The following is a 19,664-nucleotide window of genomic DNA, read 5'->3' as shown; positions in this document are numbered from 1 at the left end:
TGCCAGCAGCCCTTCGACTTTCCACATTGCTGTCGCTACGGTGCATCGAGTGCTGTCCATTGCAGCGCAGCTTCGATGCGGCGACGGTATTCTGTGTCAATCTGCCTCGGTGTGGAACGAACGTAACGTTTGGCTACATCGCGTTGGGCACTCGTGAGTCCGCCGAGGTATTTCACAACTTGTTCGGCGGAAGGCGTAGTTTCGTTTTCGTTGAACTTTGGCGGCAGATTGGTCCAGACAACGTAAGCTACGTCGTGAGCATCAGCCCACCGAGCGAGGCCGGAAATCAGCGCAGGAGATGGCTGACCAGTAGACCAAGTGCCAATATGCTTTGCCTCGTTCTTTTCTAGGATTCCCTCGCGTTTGCGAAGATCTGTTCTGGCAGAGGAAAGATCGGTAGCGTTCATCACCGCCCACAAAGAGCGAACTGGGTTAAGAGTCTCGGTAAGAACAAGAGTGATTCGTCCATCTTGTGACTGTCTCGCAAACTCGACATGAATGAGCGGACCGTCATCGAACCACTGCCGCTGAATCGGGAGTTCCCTTGGATCCCAGACGAGAGAGCCCCATCCAAGGCATGCAATTGCAGTCAATGTGTCTCCTTTGATGTCGAATGTTGAAGCTGACCGGCGCGCAACATAGGCCGTGGAGCGGTCTCCTGCTGATGCGTGTCCGAGTCGAGTGATCAGTTAAATGTGTTTATGTCCAAACCCTCCAATGATTGCCTCTGCATCTTCGTTCGAGACCACCACATCTGGATCCCCATGGTAAGCATAAAGAAATGGTGTTCCCCCCAAGCGATCTGTCAGTTTCGTCTGCAGCTTGAATTTTGTACCGAGCGGGTAGCGCCGCGTGTCCATCAGCCGCTTAGAACACGCGACGAAGAGACTTGAATCAAACGCTTGTCCTGGAAGTGGGCGAATATGTACTAGGCCGTGCCTGCCTGTCGTGTCAGTCGGAACAAATGACTCGACTATCACTGTTCGGTAGAAGCCCGACTTAGCCATGACATTTAACGTAGTGATTTTCGCTACCATCAAATGTGAACCAAGGTCGGTCAACGCTCATCGCGAGCCGTGCAACGAGGGGTGCCCGAAAATCTCGTCTGGGCTTGCGCAAACCTCATTGGAGATTGATTCTTTGATTACGCGAGCCTGCATGTGGGGGTTGAAATTGTGCGTCTCCCACATCTGAGCTATTGCATGTTCGTGGGTCTGCGGTTCGCTACTGGACCTTACCCATGTATCGCTGTCATTTCGACGTGTCTCAAGGTAGTAGTGAGTAAAATACTTCTTTGGATGCGCTCGCTTCTGCGCTTCCGACATTTCGTATGCAGACCATGGTGCTTGGATGATCACAACGTATGCACCAACTGCCAAGAGCGAATTGGGAAGTGCTTGCATGAATTCCGACCATGTCATGCTCCACACTGCCAAAAAATCAGTCCCTAGAATTATCGAGATGAAGAAAATTGCTAAGGCGATTCCAGTGCGAACTCCTCCTTCTTTGGTATCGACAACATGGGTTGTTTTGTGGGCATTAGTGACGTCGGTGTACGACTGGTACAAACCTCCAGACATGAACGCCATGAAGATGAGCATCCAGATTCCAGGGGTGTTTGGGGAGCCTCCGCCAAGCATTCCAAACACTGACTGTCCCCCGAGCACAATGGACAGTAACCCAATCAATAACGCGAGGATCATAAGTAGAGCCCATCCGCCCTGTACCCAACCCTTCAACTTATCAAGCATTTCCATCTCCATGGTTAGATTTAATGATACATCGCACTTGACTTTATGATGACTGCAAACAATGCCCGCTTTCTGCTAACCCGACATTGACTTAGTACCTGTATTTTTGTTTTTCTGTTCGTATCCACACAGCGTTCGCCAGTAGGGGATAGGCTGGTGTGGCGGCCGATTGCTGGGTCTTTGACAGTATGAGGCAGCCACCCCAACCCATCCCCTGCCACCCAAATCGCCTATCAATGACGACCATCCACTTTACTGCGTGCCAAAAATCCGGTCCCCCGCATCACCCAAGCCCGGCAGGATGTAACCGTGGCTGTTGAGTTGGCGGTCGATGGCGGCTGTGAAAATCTCCACATCCGGGTGCGCTTCGCGCAGCGCCTTGACGCCTTCGGGGCAGGTCAGCAGACAGACGAATTTGATCGATTTGGGGTTCAGCACCTTGATGCGCGTGATGGCCGCAATGGCCGAGTGGCCGGTGGCCAGCATCGGGTCGACCACCACCACGTCGCGCTCGGACATTTCCTTGGGCATCTTGAAGTAATACTCGACCGCCTGCAGCGTGGCCGGGTCGCGGTACAGGCCGATGTGGCCGACGCGCGCGCCCGGCACCACCGCCAGAAATCCGTCCAGCAGCCCGTTGCCCGCGCGCAAAATGGAAGCCAACGCCAGCTTTTTGCCGTCAATGACCTTGGCCGTCATTTTCTCCAGAGGGGTTTCAATCTCGATGTCTTGCAGTGGCATGTCGCGCGTGACCTCGTAGGCCATCAGCATGGCCAGTTCGTTGAGCAGCGTGCGAAAGCTGGTGGTGCTGGCGTCCTTGCGGCGCATGAGCGTGAGTTTGTGCTGCACCAGCGGGTGACTGATGACGTGGACCATGGGGTCTTGGGGGGTCGTCATGGGGATGCTTTCAATAAAAATTTAAAAGTGTCATTGCGAGTCAAGCAGGGTCGTCATTGCGAGGAGCGAAAGCGACGTGGCAAGCCATGCATTATGAATTCATGGATTGCCGCGCTGCGCTCGCAATGACTACCGCGTTAGCGTTTGGAGCCGCCAAAAATACCGCCCAGCACGCCGCGGATGATCTGGCGTCCGACCTCGCGGCCGATGGAGCTGGCGGCGCTCTTGAATAGCTGTTCGCCGGCCGAGGTGCGCCGGCCGCCACCACCGCCCAGCAGGTTGCCCAGGCCCGAGCTGATGTTGTCGAACATGCCGCCACCCTGGGCAGCGGGCGCCTCGCCGGCGCTGGCTGCTTTGCTTTCAGCCTGCGCCGCGCGCGCGGCGGCGTGGCCCTTGAGTTTTTCATAAGCCGAATCACGGTCCAGCGTTTTTTCATACACGCCGGCGACGATGGATTCGGCCAGCAGGGCTTGGCGCTGTGCGGCGGTGATCGGCCCGATCTGGCTGGCCGGTGGCAGCACAAAGACGCGCTCGGTGGGGCAAGGGCGGCCTTTGGTGTCGAGAAAACTGACCAGCGCCTCGCCCACACCCAGCTCGGTGATGGCAGCACCGACGTCCAGCCCGGGGTTGGGGCGCATGGTGTCGGCGGCGGATTTGACCGCCTTTTGATCGCGCGGGGTGAAGGCGCGCAACGCGTGTTGCACCCGGTTGCCCAACTGGGCCAGCACGCTGTCGGGGATGTCGAGCGGGTTTTGTGTCACAAAATAAACGCCCACGCCCTTGGAGCGCACCAGGCGCACTACCAACTCGATGCGCTCGACCAGCACCTTGGGTGCGTCGTTGAAGAGCAGGTGCGCCTCGTCAAAGAAAAACACCAGTTTGGGCTTGTCCAGGTCGCCCACTTCGGGCAGGTTCTCGAACAGTTCACTCAGCATCCACAGCAAAAACGTGCTGTACAGGCGCGGTGAGTTCATCAGCTTGTCGGCGGCCAGGATGTTGATCATGCCGCGCCCAGCGCTGTCGGTCTGCATGAAATCGTCGATGTTGAGCATCGGCTCGCCAAAGAACTTGTCGCCGCCTTGCGCCTCGATCTGCATCAGGCCGCGCTGGATCGCGCCAATGCTGGCGGCGCTGATGTTGCCGTACTCGGTGGTGAATTCGCTGGCGTTGTCGCCGACAGACTGGCACATGGCGCGCAGGTCTTTCATGTCCAGCAGCAACAGGCCGTCATCGTCGGCGATCTTGAACACCAGTTGCAAGACACCGGCCTGGGTCTCGTTGAGGTTGAGCATGCGTCCCAGCAGCAGCGGCCCCAGGTCGCTTACGGTGGCGCGGACCGGGTGGCCCTGCTCGCCAAACACGTCCCACAGCGTGGTGGGGAAAGCGGCAAATTCGGGTGTTTCGAGCCCGCGCTCGGCAATCACCTTGGTCAGTTTGGGCGTGGCCGAGCCGGGCTGGGAAATGCCGGTCAGGTCCCCTTTGACGTCGGCCATGAAGACTGGGACGCCCAGTTTGGAGAAGCCTTCGGCCAGGGTTTGCAGGGTGATGGTTTTGCCGGTGCCGGTGGCGCCGGTGATCAGGCCGTGGCGGTTGGCTTTATCGGGTTGGAGTAAACATTGGGTCTGGCCGTGCTGGGCGATCAGAATGGGCTCAATCATGTCAACCTCAAAAAGTACAATGGAGGTAGTAGCGTAACGAACTTTTGAAGGATTTCACGTGGCAGGACACAGTAAATGGGCCAATATTCAGCACCGCAAAGGCCGTCAGGACGAAAAACGCGGCAAGATCTGGACCCGCATCATCCGTGAAATCACGGTGGCTGCGCGCGCTGGTGGCGGGGATCTGGGAACCAACCCGCGCTTGCGGCTGGCGGTGGACCGTGCCAAGGCGGCCAATATGCCGGCGGACCGCGTCAAGTACAACATCGACAAGGCCACCGGCAGCGTCGAGGGCATCAGCTACGAGGAGATCCGCTACGAAGGCTACGGCATTGGCGGCGCGGCCATCATTGTCGACACCATGACCGACAACAAGGTGCGCACCGTGGCTGAAGTGCGCCACGTTTTTGCCAAATACGGCGGCAACATGGGCACCGAGGGCTCGGTGGCGTTTCAGTTCAAGCACTGCGGCCAGATCATTTTTGCCCCCGGCACCTCAGAAGACAAAGTGATGGACGTGGCGCTGGAGTCGGGTGCGCAAGACGTGATCAGCGATGACGATGGTGCGATTGAAGTGATTACTTCTGTTGCCGACTTTGAGACCGTCAAAAATGCCCTGGAAGCCGCTGGCCTGACACCGGATGTCGCCGAGGTCACGATGCGCGCAGAGAACCCGATTGAAATGGCCGGCGACGAGGCCGCCCGCATGCAAAAGCTGCTCGATGCCATTGAAGACCTGGACGATGTGCAAGGGGTCTACCACAACGCTGAACTGGATACCGAATGAAGATTCTGGTGATCGGCGGCGGTGGCCGTGAACACGCTTTGGCCTGGCGCTTGGTGCAATCGCCCAAAACCCACAAGATTTACCTGGCCCCCGGCAATGGCGGCACGGCGCAAGACGATCGTTTTGAAAATGTGCCGATCACTGACGTGAATGAACTGTGTGCCTGGGCGCTGGCGCAAAAAATTGCGCTCACGGTGGTCGGGCCTGAAGTACCGCTGGCGGCGGGTGTGGTGGATATCTTTCGCAAACATGGGCTGCGTATTTTTGGGCCAACGCAGGCGGCGGCCCAGTTGGAGAGCTCCAAGGCCTTTTCCAAAGCCTTCATGAAACGCCACAATATTCCGACCGCCGAGTTCGAGACCTTTACCGACGCGGCAGCCGCCCACGCCTACATTGACCAAAAAGGCGCACCGATTGTGGTCAAGGCCGATGGTCTGGCCGCTGGCAAGGGCGTGGTGGTGGCCACCACCCTCGCCGAGGCCCATCAAGCGGTGGACTTCATGCTGCTGGACAACACGCTGGGCGTGGTGCACAACGCCGGGGCCGATGGCGCGGCGGTGCCGCGGGTGGTCATCGAGGAATTTTTGCAGGGCGAGGAAGCCAGCTTCATCGTCATGGTGGATGGCAAAAATGTGCTGCCGCTGGCCACCAGCCAGGACCACAAACGCCTGCTCGATGGTGACCAGGGTCCCAACACTGGTGGCATGGGCGCTTATTCGCCAGCGCCGGTGGTCACGCCCGACGTGCATGCTCGCGCCATGCGCGACATCATTTTGCCGACCGTGCGCGGCATGGAAAAAGACGGTATTCCTTTCACCGGCTTTCTGTATGCCGGTCTGATGATCGATGCCCAGGGGCGCCCCAAAACACTCGAATTCAATTGCCGCATGGGTGACCCTGAAACCCAGCCGATCATGATGCGGCTCAAAACCGATCTGGTCGATGTGATGATGGCCGCCACCGAGCCGGGTCCGCATGGCAAGCTCGACCAGATCGAGTTGCAGTGGGACCGGCGCTCCGCCTTGGGCGTGGTACTGGCGGCGCATGGCTACCCCATGAGCCCGCGCAAAGGCGATGTCATCACCGGCATTCCATCCGAGGTCGAAGACGCCTGCGTGTTCCATGCCGGTACGGCTTTGCAAGACGGCAAATTGCAAACCTTGGGCGGCCGGGTGCTGTGCGTGACGGTGCTGGCGGACAACGTGCGGCTGGCGCAGCAGCGTGCCTATGAAGTCACGAACGGTATTCGCTTTGACGGCATGCAATACCGCCGCGACATTGGTCATCGCGCGGTGAAGGGGTCGCCGGCATGACGACCCAGGCCTTGGCCACCGAGCGGGTCGGTGCTTACTTGCGTGCTCTGCAGGCCAGCATTACCGGGGCCATTGCGGAACTGGACGGCTCGACGTTTCTGACCGACCCGTGGCAAAAGCCTGCCGGCGAAACCTTGCAAGGGCAGGGCATTACGCAGATTCTGGAAGGTGGCACGGTGTTTGAGCGCGCCGGCTGCGGCTTTTCGCATGTCACCGGTCCCAAATTGCCGCCGTCGGCGACACAACATCGCCCCGAATTGGCGGGCGCGCCGTTCGAGGCCATGGGCGTGTCGCTGGTGTTTCATCCGCGCAACCCCTATGTGCCCACGGTGCACATGAATGTGCGCATGATTTCCGCCAAAAACCGGGATGGTGCCGAGGTGTGCTGGTTTGGCGGCGGCATGGACCTGACGCCTTATTACGGCTTTGAAGAAGATGCGGTGCACTTCCACCAGACCTGCCAGGCGACGCTGAAGCCCTTTGGCGACGACAAATACCCGCGTTTCAAGACCTGGTGCGACGAGTATTTCTATTTGAAACACCGCAACGAGCAGCGTGGTGTGGGTGGTGTTTTTTTTGACGATTTTTCTGAGCTCGGCTTTGAGCGTAGCCTGGCGATGATGCAGGCCGTGGGGGATTCGTTTTTAAGTGCCTACCTGCCCATTGTGCTGCGCCGCAAAGACACGCCCTATGGTGAGCGCGAGCGCAATTTCCAGCTTTACCGGCGCGGCCGTTATGTCGAGTTCAACCTGGTGTGGGACCGGGGCACCCACTTTGGCTTGCAGTCGGGCGGCCGCAGCGAGTCTATTTTGTTGTCGATGCCGCCCTTGGCGAGCTGGGCCTACCAGCAGGTGCCGGCCCCTGGCACGCCCGAGGCGGCGCTGTACAGCGCTTTCCTGGTGCGCCGGAATTGGGTTTGAAGCCGGACATGCCACAGGCGCGGCGCATCGGGGTGTTTGGCGGCGCGTTTGATCCGCCGCACCTGGCGCACAGGGCCTTGCTGGAAACGGCTTTGAATGAGCTCAGGCTGGATGCCCTGCATGTTGTGCCTACTGGTGACGCCTGGCACAAACCACGCAAGTTGACCGATGCCGCACATCGCCTGGCCATGGTACGACTGGCCTTTCAGGACGTGCCCCGAATCTGTGTGGACAGCCGGGAAATAGACCGCGCCGGACCGAGCTACACCATTGACACCTTGCACCAGATTGCGGCCGAAGCACCCGGGGCCGAATTGTTTTTGATCATGGGCGCGGACCAGGCCGCTGCCCTGACCAGTTGGCGCGAATGGCAGGCCATTGTTCAGTTAGCTATAATTAGTGTAGCTACTCGTGCCCATCCATCAAATACCAACGACTCGATTGAAGCTGAAAGACTGTTTCCCAAGCGGTTTTTGCACTTGGGCTTGCCAGCCCTGCACGTGAGCGCCACCCAGATTCGCAGCAACATTGCCAACGGGCAACCGGTACAAACACTGGTGTCTGAGCCCGTTGCGCGTTATATTGCCGACCATCACCTCTACCTTTCACATTGATGACTACCAAAACTACTGCCCCAAGCACTGCCAAGAAACCGGCCAAAGTGGCTGCAAAGTCCACCGCTCCAGCGGCGACCAAATCCGCGAAGAAACCAGTGGCCAAAGGCGCCACTGCCGGTGCAGATAAAAAAGACATCCAGAAATTGCAGCGTGCCATTGTTGACGGGCTCGAAGACGTCAAGGCGCAAGAGATTGTGGTGTTTGACACCGAACATCTCTCATCGCTGTTTGAGCGGGTGATTGTGGCTTCTGGTACATCCAACCGTCAAACCAAGGCGCTGGCCATGAGTGTGATCGATGCGGTGCGTGAGGCTGGTTTTCCCAAGCCGCGCGTGGAAGGTGAGGCCAATGGCGAATGGATCATTGTGGATTGCGGCCAGGCCGTGGTGCATGTGATGCAGCCCACCTACCGCAGCTATTACAACCTGGAAGAATTGTGGGGCGACAAGCCGGTGCGCCTGAAGTTTGGCGCTGCCAAACCCGTGGTGGCGGCCGAGGCCAGCGCAGCCAAAACCAAGGCTGCCGCCAAGGAAGCGGCCAAGCCGGCGCAGAGTTTGCGGCGCTCCAGTGCGGCCAAGCAAGGCGTGCAGGAAGCCTTCCCGTCCCGGGCGCAAATGGCAAAAATCGCTGCTTCGGAAGTGGCAGCCGCTAAAAAAGCAGCCGCCAAGACCGCAGCAACGCCCAAGCGGGCCGCAGCAGGTGCAGCACCGGTGGCCAAGCCCCGCCTTAAGACACTGGTGGTGAATGCGCCGGTCAAGCCTGCCGCCAAAAAAACGGCTGCCAAAACGGTCGCCAAAAAGGCGCCAGCTAAAAAAGCCACTGTGCGCAAAGCCTGACGCCCTGCCGTGCGTCTGCTGATTGTTGCTGTCGGTCAACGCGTGCCCGACTGGGCGCAAACAGCGTGGGACGACTACGCCAAGCGCTTTCCGTTTGAGCTCAAGGTCGAGCTTAAGGCTGTCAAGACCGAGCCCCGTTCGTCCAAATCTCTTGAAACCCTGCTGGCGGCCGAGCGGGCGCGCATCGAGGCGGCCATTCCCAAGGGTTTCAGGGTCGTCGCGCTGGACGAACGCGGTACCGCGCTGAGCACCATGGCGCTGGCGCACAAACTGGAAAACTGGCAGTTGTCGGGCGACGATGTGGCGTTGGTGATTGGCGGTCCCGACGGGCTCGACCCCGCTTTCAGGCAGGCTGCGCACGAGCGGGTTCGCTTGTCCGACCTGACGCTGCCGCATGCCATGGTGCGCGTGCTGCTGATTGAGCAGTTGTACCGGGCCTGGTCGATTAACGCCAACCACCCGTACCATCGAGAATGAAAAAATTTGTTTATCTGGCTTCGCAAAGCCCGCGCCGCCGGCAATTGCTGGAGCAGTTGGGCGTGGCTTACGAGTTGCTGTTGCCCGCTGACGATGAAGACGCCGAAGCGCTGGAAGCCGTGCTAACCAATGAAGCGCCCCTGCGCTATGTGCAACGCGTGACGCAACTCAAGCTGGATACCGCTTTGAAGCGATTGCAGGACCGCAACTTGCCGCCAGCGCCGGTGCTGTGCTCGGACACCACGGTGGCGCTGGGCCGCATGATTTTGGGTAAGCCTGCCGATGCCGAGGATGCCGAGCGCATCCTGGCGGCCTTGTCTGGTAAAACGCACCGTGTCTTGACGGCCGTCGCGCTCGGTACGGCGCAAGCCCGCCAGCAGGCCGTGTCCATTTCCAGGGTGACTTTTGCGCCCATGACGCCCGAGCAGATTCACGGCTATGCGATCACGGGTGAGCCCATGGGCAAAGCGGGCGCCTACGCCGTGCAGGGCCGGGCGGCGGCGTATATTTCAAAGTTAAGTGGCAGTTATTCGGGCATCATGGGACTGCCGATGTATGAGACGGCCCAATTGCTGCAGGCTTTTGGCTTCAAGTTGTAAAGTTTGAGAAACCCCTAGTCCATGCAAGAAGATATTTTGATCAACTGGTCACCTCAGGAAACCCGGGTGGCGGTGGTGGAAAACGGCGTGTTGCAGGAGTTGCACGTGGAGCGCACGCTGGAGCGTGGGCTGGTGGGCAATGTCTATCTGGGCAAGGTGGCGCGCGTGTTGCCGGGGATGCAGTCGGCGTTCATTGACATTGGCCTGGAGCGTGCCGCGTTCTTGCATGTAGCGGATGTCTGGCACCCACCGGCCGAGGGCGAAACGATTTCGGCGGCGCGCAACGCGGCCACGCAAATCCCGATCGAAAAGCAGGTGTTTGAAGGCCAGAGCCTGGTGGTGCAAGTGATCAAGGACCCGATTGGCACCAAAGGCGCGCGCTTGTCCACCCAGATCAGCATTGCCGGGCGCATGCTGGTGTTTTTGCCGCAGGACGACCACCTCGGTGTGTCGCAAAAAATCCTGCCCGAGCAGCGCGACGAGTTGCGCCGGCGGCTGCAGGTTCTGGTGGGGGATCAGGGCGGCGGCTTTATTTTGCGAACCAATGGCGAAGAGGCCTCTGACCAGGAACTGGCGGACGACATTGCTTATCTGCGCAAGGCCTGGGCGCGCATCCGCCAGGCGGCCACCAAGCTGCCCGCCACCTCGCTGTTGCATCAGGATTTGAGCTTGTTGCAGCGGGTACTGCGCGATTTGACGACCGAGTTCACCCAATTCATCAAGGTGGATTCGCTGGAGCAATTTGCCGTGATGAAGGCATTTGGCCAGGAGTTCATGCCCGCCGCAGCGCAAAAGCTGGTGCACTACAAGGGCGAGCGACCGATCTTTGACCTCTATGCCATCGACGAGGAAATTGCCAAAGCGCTGGGGCGGCGGGTCGATTTGAAATCGGGCGGCTATTTGATGGTTGACCAGACTGAAGCGCTGACCACGGTCGATGTGAACACCGGCGGTTTTGTCGGTGCGCGCAATTTTGACGACACCATTTTCAAGACCAACCTGGAAGCCGCGCAGGCCATTGCGAGGCAACTGCGCCTGCGCAACCTGGGTGGCATCATCATTGTGGATTTCATCGACATGGCGCCCGAGGAGCACCGCGAGGCGGTGCTGGCAGAGATTCGCAAGCAGTTGGCGCGTGACCGGGTTAAAACCATGTGCGGTGGTTTTTCGCAACTGGGTCTGGTGGAGATGACACGCAAGCGCACCCGGGAATCTCTGGCGCACATGCTGTGCGAGCCGTGCCCGGTGTGCGAGGGCAAGGGCATTGTGAAAACCGCGCGCAGCGTGGCCTACGACATTTTTCGCGAGATCCTGCGTGAAGCGCGCCAGTTCAACCCCAGGGAGTTTCGCGTGGTGGCCTCACCCAAGGTGATTGAGTTGTTCCTGGACGAGGAAAGCCAGCACCTGGCGGGTCTGAGCGAGTTCATCGGCAAGCCGGTGTCGCTGCAAAGCGAGAGCGCCATGGGGCAGGAACAATATGACATTGTGCTGCTGTGATGTGGATGAGTCTGGGCTGCTGAGTCGTTATATTTTTGATCAAGGGTAAAAATCTTGTCCCAGCTTGAATTGATCCATGTGGTGCGTCGTTATGGGCCCGTCGGCGGCATGGAACGATATGTCTGGGAGTTGACGCAGGAGCTACAACAGCTTGGCCATCGGGTCAGCGTCATTTGTGAGCGCTGCCACGTCGAGAAACCCAATGGAATTACGGTTTACGAGCTTGGAGAAATTGCACCACGTCCTCGCTGGCTGTCCTTGCTGCGTTTTAGTCGGCGGGTAGCACGATTTTTGGCTGACCATCCTCATCCGAACAGTGTGATTCATAGCCATGAACGACTCAACATCCACCACCTCACGACCTTTCACGGGCCGCCCTTTGCGACGGTTTTGGACAGGCCCTGGTGGCGGTTGATTTCCTTGCGTATCGCCATGCAATTGTTTTTGGAACGACGCGAGTTGACGACGCCACGCTTTGTGGTACCAAACTCCCAGTTCATCAAGCAATCCATAACGCACTACTACCCGGAGCTGGCACACCAACTGACTGAACCGATTCTTCCGGGTGTGGCGGTCGGTGTGTTGCGCGAGCCGCGCCAGGTTCCGCCTGACGGTGGCATTGTGGGTTTTGTCGGGAAAGAATGGCTGCGCAAGGGTTTGCCTTGGGCTGTTCAAACGGTAGCGGCGTTACGCCGCACCAGGCCAAATTTGCAGTTGTATGTGGTGGGGCCGGCTGCTGCGGATGTCGTGCACCTGTTTGCAGATTGGCAAGGCGGCTACAAATTAATCGGCTGGAGCGATCAGGCCCATTACGCTGTGTTTGATGTCTTGCTACACCCCGCCAGGGCCGAGCCTTATGGCATGGTCATCAGCGAAGCCATGGCGGCCAGAGTACCCGTGGTGATTTCCGATGTGTGCGGTGCAGCCGCGCATGTCGCCGCCGCGTCAGGCGCCGTGTTGCCGCTGTCGGCATCACTCGACACCTGGGCCGAAGCACTGAATCAACAATTAAGTCGTCGCGAGCTGGTGCCGCAATTTGAACGAAGTTGGCGCAAGGTGGCTGAAGAGTATGAAGCGATATATTTGGAAATAGACGTCCAATCCTTCCAGCGTCCGTCTCTTAAATGAAGACTAAATCCCGCCAAAGATGGCTCATCATCGCGCACGCTTTCAATATGGATGGCCGGGCCGCCAGCCAAACCATTACAGATAAGCTGCCCCACCTTCGCCAATCTGGCATCGAGATAGTGGTGCTGAGCGGTGTCTCAGGCACGCAGGACAAAACGTTTGAACATCATCAGCTCTGGCCTGCCGGGCCAGCTGGTATACGCTTCGAATTGCGGCACGTGTTGCGTCGGCGATTTGGAAAAGGGTTTGTTTATCGTTGCTTGATGACTTTGGCGTCTCTGTGCCTGTTGCCAGGCATGCTGGTTGAGAAATTGCTTCGTCCAGTTGAAAGTTCCTGGTCCTGGTGGCTCAGTGCTTACCTGAAGGGGTGGGCACTGGCGCGGCGCCAGCCCTTTGACCTGATTTACTCTACAGGAGGTGCCTTTGCCGCCCATCTGGCAGGAAGAGCGCTCAAACGCACCACCGGAACTCCTTGGCTGGCTGAGGTGCACGACCCCTTTGTGACGCCTGGGAATACACCGCGCACGGCACAGGACAAGATGCAAGCCAGGGTTGAGCGCCAGATCTGTCGCGAGGCTGATGTGGCCATCTGGTTCACCGAGCAGGCTCTGGCTAGTGCATGTGCGCGGCACCCGCAGCTCGGTGCACGCGGCAAGATGATGTTGCCCGGTACCGATTCTCCATTTCAGACCCTGCCGCCCTATGTGCCAGGGCCGAAGTTCATCATCGGGCATTTTGGTTCCCTCTCGGCAACACGTAACCTGAGCGTCATAGTCGGTGCGCTGGAGCATTTGCAGGCACAACGCCCCGAGTTGGTGACGGCAACCGAACTCCATGTCTATGGTGGTCCGCTTGACCTGGTGTCAAGTGAAAAAATTGCCAGTTCACCAGTAAGTGCTTGTATACGCCATTTCGGTCGCGTCGAGGCTGACCCGATTAGCGGCCTGAGTGGACGCGAAAAAATTCTTCGGCATATGCGTGCAGTAGACGTATTGTTGCTGTTGCATGGCGAAGACCCGATTTGCGAAGAATACATCCCCTCCAAGCTCTATGAATACTTGTGGGTGCAACGTCCGATTCTGGCCACAGTGCACCGTAATCCGCAGATGGCTGACATCCTGCGAAGGCAGGGACATGTGGCGATTCAAACCGGCGGATCGGGGCAGAGCAGTCAGTCTGCTACTGAGGAATTGGCCATGGCGTTGGCGGTGCTGTTTGATCGTTGGCGTACTTTCGGATTGCCGGACAGCAGACAAGCAAGTCCTTATACGACGCAGGCCGCAGTGACGCGCCTGACTGGGTGGGTAGAGAATATGTGACGTAAATTTAAACGACGCAACTAGGAAATATTGAAATATGACAGATAAAGTGCCTCTGCATAAAAATATTTGGGTGCCCGCTTAGATTCGTCCTGTTGCACGGCGTAGACGCCGACCAATGCGCGACAAACGGTTGCCGCCTTCTCTGGGCCAATCCATGTCGCGTTCCCATGCCGACTGATACAGCACGCCGCAATAAAACGGTACCAGTTTCTCTAAAGTGATGCCGGCGCGCCGATCTTGGTCGTATTGCCAAGCGTAGTGGTATACCTTGAAAAGTGACTGGCAAGGCAGCAGTGGCACGGCCTGGTATGCCAGAAGGGCTTCGCCATACCAGCGCGATTCAATGGGTGCCAATGCGATAGCGTCGGCAAATGTCATCCCCTTGGGTTTTAGGTAGTGGGTGTCCAGGCTCTCCCAGACCGCGCGGTGCCAAACCAGCGGGAAGGGACCGAAGCTGTAGGTTCTCCCGATGCGATGAAAATGTTGCTGAACTTGTTCAGCTTCTTTGATGTAATCGCTAACGATGCGTTCGCTTTTGCGTTTCATTGCCTGCCCCAGCAACTCACGCGCTTCGTCCATCATTGTGTAAGGCGTGCCGTCAGGTGTCATAAAGTCTGCCAGAACAAAGGGACGAATGAAGATCGCGTCTGAGTCTAGGCATAAATAGGCTGTGGATAGTCCCAAACGCCAGAATTCTGACTTGATTACCTGTTGAGACAGGCTACCGGGCATCCGGAGCAACTGTTCCGTATCAATCGCTGTTGAGGACTTAATGATCTCTTCATCGGTTAAGAGTGTCACGTTGAAACTACTCAGATGGTCGTGGAATAGGGGGAACTCGGTCAGGGGCACAGAAACATAAAAAGGAATGTTCTCTGTGTTGAATTTTTGGACGGACTGGGCCAACCGGATGAGCCGTTTCAAATCGGTGCTGTAGCTTTTGCAAAAGAGCACAAAAGGTTTCATAGCGCGTTTCTTTATGTTTAGTCAAGACTTGGGGGGCATATGAGGGCCTCATGACCTCCGCTATTCAATTGAGGCTTGTCTCGACATTTTTTTATACATGCAAAGAATTTGCCATATCAGTTTTGTGGTGCGCGTATCTGGAGGTGTGTTCATGTTTGCATCCGGCTCAAGTTGGCGTAATAGCCATTGGCTTGCAACAGTTCGGAATGGCTTCCAGCTTCGACGATGCGCCCCTGGTCGAGTACCAAAATGAGGTCTGCGCGCTCGATGGTGCTGAGTCGATGGGCAATGACCAGGGTGGTGCGGTTCTTCATGAGCGTGGTCAGAGCCGCCTGCACCTGACGTTCCGATTCGGTGTCGAGTGCCGAGGTGGCTTCATCAAGAATCAGGATCGGCGCGTTCTTGAGCAGGGCACGCGCGATGGCAATACGTTGACGCTGTCCGCCTGAAAGTCTCGCACCGTTTTCGCCTATGGGTGTGTCGAGTCCCTCGGGCAATTGTTCAATGAAGTCCCAGGCGTTGGCGGCTCGGGCCGCCTGGATCACATCTTCACGGATGCAGCTGTCGCTGGATCCAAAGGCAATGTTGGCCTCAATCGTGCTGTTGAACAAAACAATTTCCTGGCTCACGAGTGCGATGTTTTGACGCAGACTGGCCAGTGTGACGTCATTGATGTCAACGCCATCAATGCGAATGTGGCCGGAAGAGACAGGGTAGAAACGTGGGATCAACGCGCTGATGGTTGTTTTGCCGCCGCCGGATGCGCCAACCAGGGCAACGGTTTGGCCCGCGTTAATGCTCAGGTTGAGGTCTTCAAGTGCGTCTCGCTCGGCGCCAGGATAACGGAAGCTCACATGGTCAAAGACGATAGCCCCTTTGGCGCGGTTTTGTTGCAGTTTGCCGCTGTCGTCTTCCGAGGGGGTATCCAGGAAAGCGAAAACGCTTTCGCAAGCCGCGAGGCCGCGTTGCAGAATTGAGTTGACGGCTGTCAGCTGTTTGATGGGTGAAATCAGCATCAGCATGGCCGTGATAAAAGAAACAAATCCGCCCGGAGAGGACCCTGCCTGTCCCGTTGTCTGGCTCAAGGCCAGGTAAGTAATGATGGCTATGGCTACAGATGCTGCCATGTGTGTGATGGGTGTGATGGCCGAGGCCGGTACCGCCTCGCGCATCAACGCGCGACGCAAGCGTTCTGTTTCGAGCCGGAAGCGCTCGCCTTGTTGTGCTTGTCCGCCGAAGATTTTGATGACCTTGTGCGCTAGAACAGATTCCTCTATGGCGTGCGAAACCTGCCGAATGGACGCCAGGGTCAAGCGGCTGGCTGCGCGTATGCGCTGACTGAATGCTTTGACGATAAAAGCAAAGAGAGGGCCAATGGCAAGTGTGATGAGCGTGAGTTTCCAGTCAAGATACAGCAAGTAGGCTATCAATGCGAGGGCAGTAAGCGATTGACGGACGATGGTGACCAATACGGTGGTGGCTGCCTCGGTGATGTTGCCGACGTCATAGATCAGGCGGGCGATTAGTTTGCCGGCTGATTGCTCGTGAAACACCTGTGTGGGTAGGACCAGGACCTTGGCGAACATCTCACGCCGCAGGTCGGTAATGAGGCGGGTGGAGATCCATGTCATCAGGTAGCTGGTACAGAACGTAAAGATGCCCCTGACCAAAAACAAAAGAATGATGCCTGCAGGAATGAGCCAGACCATGCGGGTATCGTCGGTTTTGAAGCCGCGGTCCAGCAGGTATTTCATGATGGCAGGGAAAGCGGGTTCTGTCGCGGCGATGGCGACCATGCCTAGCACCGCGATGGCAAAGGCTTTCCAGTAGGGGCGAAGGTAGGTGAGCAGCCGGGCGTAAATAACACGGTTGCTCAGCGCGGGGCGGTTAAACATGGGCAGCTAATTGGAGCCAGTCGTGCTGCGTTCGGTTTACTTTGGTGCCTGCCATTCCGGTCCTTTCTGCAACTCCATGGCTTTGACATAACGATAAAACGTGCCTTCAAAGTTCCCTAGCGCGATAACAAAACCAGCCCATCCGTCCAGAAAGCCCAGCTTGAAGACGTAGTGTTTCACAAACGACCACGTGCCGTGGGACAGGGCCGTGCCCATGGAAATCTTTTTATGTTTGATTTTTTCAGCGCCCAGGCTTGAGTAACGATTGGCCTTGTGCATGACCTCGCTCATGTTTTTGAACGGAAATTGCCAGATGGCGTTTTTCAGATGGCCAACGGGTTTTTCTGAGTCCAGTACAAAGCCCTCATGCACGGGCTTGAGGTCATAGCGCATGCGGTCTTTGCGAAACAATTGGGGCTGACGGTAGTTGGGGTACCAGCCCGAGTGCTTGATCCAGCGGCCCATGAAGAAGTTGCGACGCGGCACCCAGTAGGCATCCAATGCCGACGGGGTCTGTGTGATGGCACGGATTTCATTTTCCACTTCGGGTGTACAGCGCTCATCAGCGTCCAGGCTAAAAATCCAGTCGTGAGAACAGGCGGCAATGGCCTGGTTGCGCAGATCACCAAAGCCCTTGAAGTCCACTTGAATGACACGGGCACCAAGCTTGCTTGCAATCTCTGGTGTACCGTCCGTGCTCCATGAATCAATCAAGACAATTTCGTCTGCCCATCGGGCGCTCTCGATGGTAGCCGTCACCTTTTCGGCTTCGTTATACGCGATGATGTAGACAGAAATTTTGCTCATTAGTGGTGGTAGTATTCTGATACTTACGTGTTTTTTGTGCGCAAGGCAGCTTTGTAGTCTAGTTCAAAATGAATGCTTCCGATCTTGTTTCCGTGGTGATTACCACCTACAACCGCAGTGATGCATTGCTCGCAGTTCTAAATGGTTTGTTGCGTCAGAGTGATCAGCATTTCGAAGTGATTGTGGCTGATGATGGTTCTCGTGAAGAGCACCTTCTGCCTATTTTTGAATCTGCTGATGCCAAAGCTTTGAAATTGGTGCATGTTTGGCATCCTGATGTTGGTTTTACCGCCGCATGCATTCGCAACCGTGGTGTGGCCTTGACAAGCAGCCCGTATGTTCTTTTCCTGGATGGTGATTGCGTGCCAGAAATTGACTTTATAGCCCAACACAAGGCGCTTGCCCAAGCTGGATTTTTTGTCAACGGCAGCCGGGTTTTGTTGTCGCCTGAACTGACGCAGCACGTGCTGGCCGGTATCGAGCAGGTAGATGGTCGCTCCTGGTTTTTCTGGTTCAGGCAGCGTATGTTTGGTCATGCCAGCAAGCTCACGCACCTGTTGCGCCTGCCCGATGGACAGCGTCGCGTGGCGCGCGAATTTTCCTGGAAAGGCATTCGCAGTTGCAATATGGGTGTGTGGAAAGCTGACTTTGAGCGGGTGGATGGATTTGACGAATCCTTCATTGGCTGGGGGCATGAAGATGCCGACTTTGTCTTACGGCTGCATCACAGTGGGGTGATGCGCAAAAATGGCTATTGCGCTACTGAGGTTTTTCATCTCTGGCACAGGGATGCGAGTCGTAACAAGGCGTCACAAAATGCCCAACTTGTCGAAGAGCGTGTTAAAAATGGGTTGATTCGTTCTACCTTGGGCTATTCTCAGGTCCGGCTCAATGACAATGCTCAGATAACAAGACTGTGATAATGAACCAATGATGAAACGCTTCTTTTGCTATTTCCTGACCTGCTTGATCTGTAGTCCGGCCTTTGCACAATTCCGCATCGAAGTCTCCGGTGTGGGACTGACACAAATACCCGTGGTGATTGCGCCTTTCCGGGGGCAGGAGGCGTTGCCGCAAAAAATCTCCGAAATCATTCGGGCCGACCTCGAACGCAGTGGTCAGTTTCGCGTGATCAATTCGCCTGCCGGTGTTTTTGATGAGGCTTCGCGCCCTGAACTCACCGCGCTGCGCCAGGCTGGTGCCGATGCATTTGCTTCGGGCAGTGCGACGAAACTGGCGGACGGCCGTATTGATGTGCGTTTTCGCCTGTGGGATGTGGTGAAAGGGCAGGATTTGGGCGGTCGCAGTTTTGCCGTGACCTTGCCAGACTTGCGCTTAGCAGCGCACCGCGTGGCCGATGACATCTATGAAAAACTGACCGGGGACAAAGGTGTGTTTTCAACGCGCATTGCCTATGTCACCAAAGCGGGTCAACGTTACCAACTGTGGGTGGCGGATGCCGACGGTGAAAATGCGCAGTCAGCGCTGGCCAGTCCGGAGCCCATTATTTCGCCAGCCTGGTCCCCCGACGGCAACCAGTTGGCTTACGTCTCGTTCGAGTCGCGTAAACCGGTAGTGTATGTGCACAATGTGAGCACCGGAAAGCGCCGTCTGATCGCCAATTTCAAAGGCTCCAACAGCGCGCCCGCCTGGTCGCCTGATGGCAATACCCTGGCTTTGACGCTCAGTCGGGACGGCGGCTCCCAACTGTTTTTATTGTCTGCAGCAGGGGGTGAACCGCGTCGCTTGCTTCAATCGCCCAGTATTGACACTGAACCCGTTTATTCACCCAATGGACAACACATTTACTTTGTCAGTGATCGTGGGGGTACGCCCCAGATTTATCGAACCACAGCATCCGGACAAGGGGTGGAGCGCGTCACATTTACCGGGACTTACAACATTTCTCCTGTCATTAGTCAAGACGGCCGCTGGCTCGCTTATATTTCAAGGGTAGGGGGCGCTTACAGACTGCACTTGATGAACCTGGCTGAAGGGTCGGTGACTGCCATTACGGATTCTGCGGCCGATGAGAGCCCAAGTTTCTCTCCCAATGGCAAGATGCTGGTGTATGCAACCCAGCAGCAGGGGCGTGAGGCGTTGATGACCAGCACACTGGATGGCAAGGTCAAGGCCAGGTTGAGCGGACAACAGGGGGACATCAGAGAACCACATTGGGGTCCTTTTTTCAAAT

19 protein-coding genes are annotated in these 19,664 nt (G+C 57.0%); 12 read left to right on the top strand and 7 right to left on the bottom strand.

Annotation, left to right across the window (positions count from 1 at the left end):
- Positions 1-35: 35 nt before the first annotated feature.
- From NDI87_RS05630 to NDI87_RS05615, 4 genes are all read right to left on the bottom strand, one after another.
- The gene (locus NDI87_RS05630; protein ID WP_296273826.1) at positions 36-407 is read right to left on the bottom strand and encodes a hypothetical protein; all 372 of its coding nucleotides are present in this window, start codon (positions 405-407) and stop codon (positions 36-38) included.
- Between the two features lie 657 nt (positions 408-1,064).
- The gene (locus NDI87_RS05625) at positions 1,065-1,751 is read right to left on the bottom strand and encodes a hypothetical protein (protein ID WP_296273825.1); all 687 of its coding nucleotides are present in this window, start codon (positions 1,749-1,751) and stop codon (positions 1,065-1,067) included.
- Positions 1,752-2,003: 252 nt separating this feature from the next.
- Complete coding sequence (gene upp, locus NDI87_RS05620; RefSeq protein ID WP_296273824.1) at positions 2,004-2,648, bottom strand: uracil phosphoribosyltransferase; 645 nt, start codon at positions 2,646-2,648, stop codon at positions 2,004-2,006.
- A 137-nt stretch (positions 2,649-2,785) separates the two neighbouring features.
- On the bottom strand, positions 2,786-4,306 hold the full coding sequence (locus NDI87_RS05615; protein ID WP_296273823.1) for a helicase HerA-like domain-containing protein: 1,521 nt from the start codon (positions 4,304-4,306) through the stop codon (positions 2,786-2,788).
- A 58-nt stretch (positions 4,307-4,364) separates the two neighbouring features.
- On the opposite strand from NDI87_RS05615, the gene NDI87_RS05610 reads away from it, so the two are divergent.
- From NDI87_RS05610 to NDI87_RS05565, 10 genes are read left to right on the top strand one after another with little or no spacing between them, the layout of a single operon-like run.
- Positions 4,365-5,093, top strand: coding sequence for a YebC/PmpR family DNA-binding transcriptional regulator (locus tag NDI87_RS05610; RefSeq protein ID WP_296273822.1), 729 nt, complete (start codon positions 4,365-4,367; stop codon positions 5,091-5,093).
- Positions 5,090-6,406, top strand: a complete 1,317-nt coding sequence (purD, locus tag NDI87_RS05605; RefSeq protein ID WP_296273821.1) for a phosphoribosylamine--glycine ligase — start codon at positions 5,090-5,092, stop codon at positions 6,404-6,406. Before NDI87_RS05610 ends, purD begins: the two co-directional genes overlap by 4 nt.
- Entirely contained in the window at positions 6,403-7,326 is a 924-nt protein-coding gene (gene hemF, locus NDI87_RS05600; RefSeq protein ID WP_296273820.1) for an oxygen-dependent coproporphyrinogen oxidase, read from the top strand. Before purD ends, hemF begins: the two co-directional genes overlap by 4 nt.
- Positions 7,323-7,940, top strand: coding sequence for a nicotinate (nicotinamide) nucleotide adenylyltransferase (gene nadD, locus NDI87_RS05595; RefSeq protein WP_366028389.1), 618 nt, complete (start codon positions 7,323-7,325; stop codon positions 7,938-7,940). The genes hemF and nadD overlap by 4 nt, the downstream gene beginning before the upstream one ends.
- The gene (gene rsfS, locus NDI87_RS05590; protein WP_296273819.1) at positions 7,940-8,779 is read left to right on the top strand and encodes a ribosome silencing factor; all 840 of its coding nucleotides are present in this window, start codon (positions 7,940-7,942) and stop codon (positions 8,777-8,779) included. The genes nadD and rsfS overlap by 1 nt, the downstream gene beginning before the upstream one ends.
- Before the next feature lie 9 nt (positions 8,780-8,788).
- Entirely contained in the window at positions 8,789-9,256 is a 468-nt protein-coding gene (gene rlmH, locus NDI87_RS05585) for a 23S rRNA (pseudouridine(1915)-N(3))-methyltransferase RlmH (protein ID WP_296273818.1), read from the top strand.
- Entirely contained in the window at positions 9,253-9,855 is a 603-nt protein-coding gene (locus tag NDI87_RS05580) for a Maf family protein (RefSeq protein WP_296273817.1), read from the top strand. Before rlmH ends, NDI87_RS05580 begins: the two co-directional genes overlap by 4 nt.
- Before the next feature lie 21 nt (positions 9,856-9,876).
- Positions 9,877-11,352 carry a ribonuclease G gene (gene rng, locus NDI87_RS05575; protein WP_296273816.1) on the top strand — a complete coding sequence of 492 codons (1,476 nt, stop codon included), beginning with the start codon at positions 9,877-9,879 and terminating at the stop codon, positions 11,350-11,352.
- Positions 11,353-11,406: 54 nt separating this feature from the next.
- Complete coding sequence (locus NDI87_RS05570) at positions 11,407-12,480, top strand: glycosyltransferase family 4 protein (protein ID WP_296273815.1); 1,074 nt, start codon at positions 11,407-11,409, stop codon at positions 12,478-12,480.
- Positions 12,477-13,799 (top strand): glycosyltransferase, encoded by a 1,323-nt coding sequence (locus NDI87_RS05565; protein WP_296273814.1) that lies wholly within the window; start codon positions 12,477-12,479, stop codon positions 13,797-13,799. The genes NDI87_RS05570 and NDI87_RS05565 overlap by 4 nt, the downstream gene beginning before the upstream one ends.
- 81 nt (positions 13,800-13,880) lie before the next feature.
- Here the strand turns inward: NDI87_RS05565 and NDI87_RS05560 are convergent, their stop codons facing one another.
- The 3 genes from NDI87_RS05560 to NDI87_RS05550 form a co-directional block, all read right to left on the bottom strand.
- Positions 13,881-14,768, bottom strand: coding sequence for a DUF6492 family protein (locus NDI87_RS05560; RefSeq protein ID WP_296273813.1), 888 nt, complete (start codon positions 14,766-14,768; stop codon positions 13,881-13,883).
- Between the two features lie 149 nt (positions 14,769-14,917).
- A complete protein-coding gene (msbA, locus tag NDI87_RS05555) occupies positions 14,918-16,663 on the bottom strand; it encodes a lipid A export permease/ATP-binding protein MsbA (RefSeq protein ID WP_296273812.1) in 1,746 nt (581 codons plus the stop codon).
- 36 nt (positions 16,664-16,699) lie between these two features.
- Complete coding sequence (locus tag NDI87_RS05550) at positions 16,700-17,470, bottom strand: glycosyltransferase family 2 protein (RefSeq protein WP_296273811.1); 771 nt, start codon at positions 17,468-17,470, stop codon at positions 16,700-16,702.
- Positions 17,471-17,538: 68 nt separating this feature from the next.
- Between NDI87_RS05550 and NDI87_RS05545 the strand changes: the two genes are divergently transcribed.
- Together NDI87_RS05545 and tolB are read left to right on the top strand one after the other, a co-directional pair.
- Positions 17,539-18,390, top strand: coding sequence for a glycosyltransferase family 2 protein (locus tag NDI87_RS05545; RefSeq protein ID WP_296273810.1), 852 nt, complete (start codon positions 17,539-17,541; stop codon positions 18,388-18,390).
- A 13-nt stretch (positions 18,391-18,403) separates the two neighbouring features.
- The coding region (gene tolB / locus NDI87_RS05540) for a Tol-Pal system beta propeller repeat protein TolB (RefSeq protein ID WP_296273809.1) at positions 18,404-19,664 on the top strand (1,261 nt) is incomplete at its 3' end.

The organism is Rhodoferax sp. (assembly GCF_023701345.1).
Lineage (GTDB): Bacteria > Pseudomonadota > Gammaproteobacteria > Burkholderiales > Burkholderiaceae_C > Rhodoferax.
This window is presented reverse-complemented; position numbering and strand designations above follow the sequence as displayed.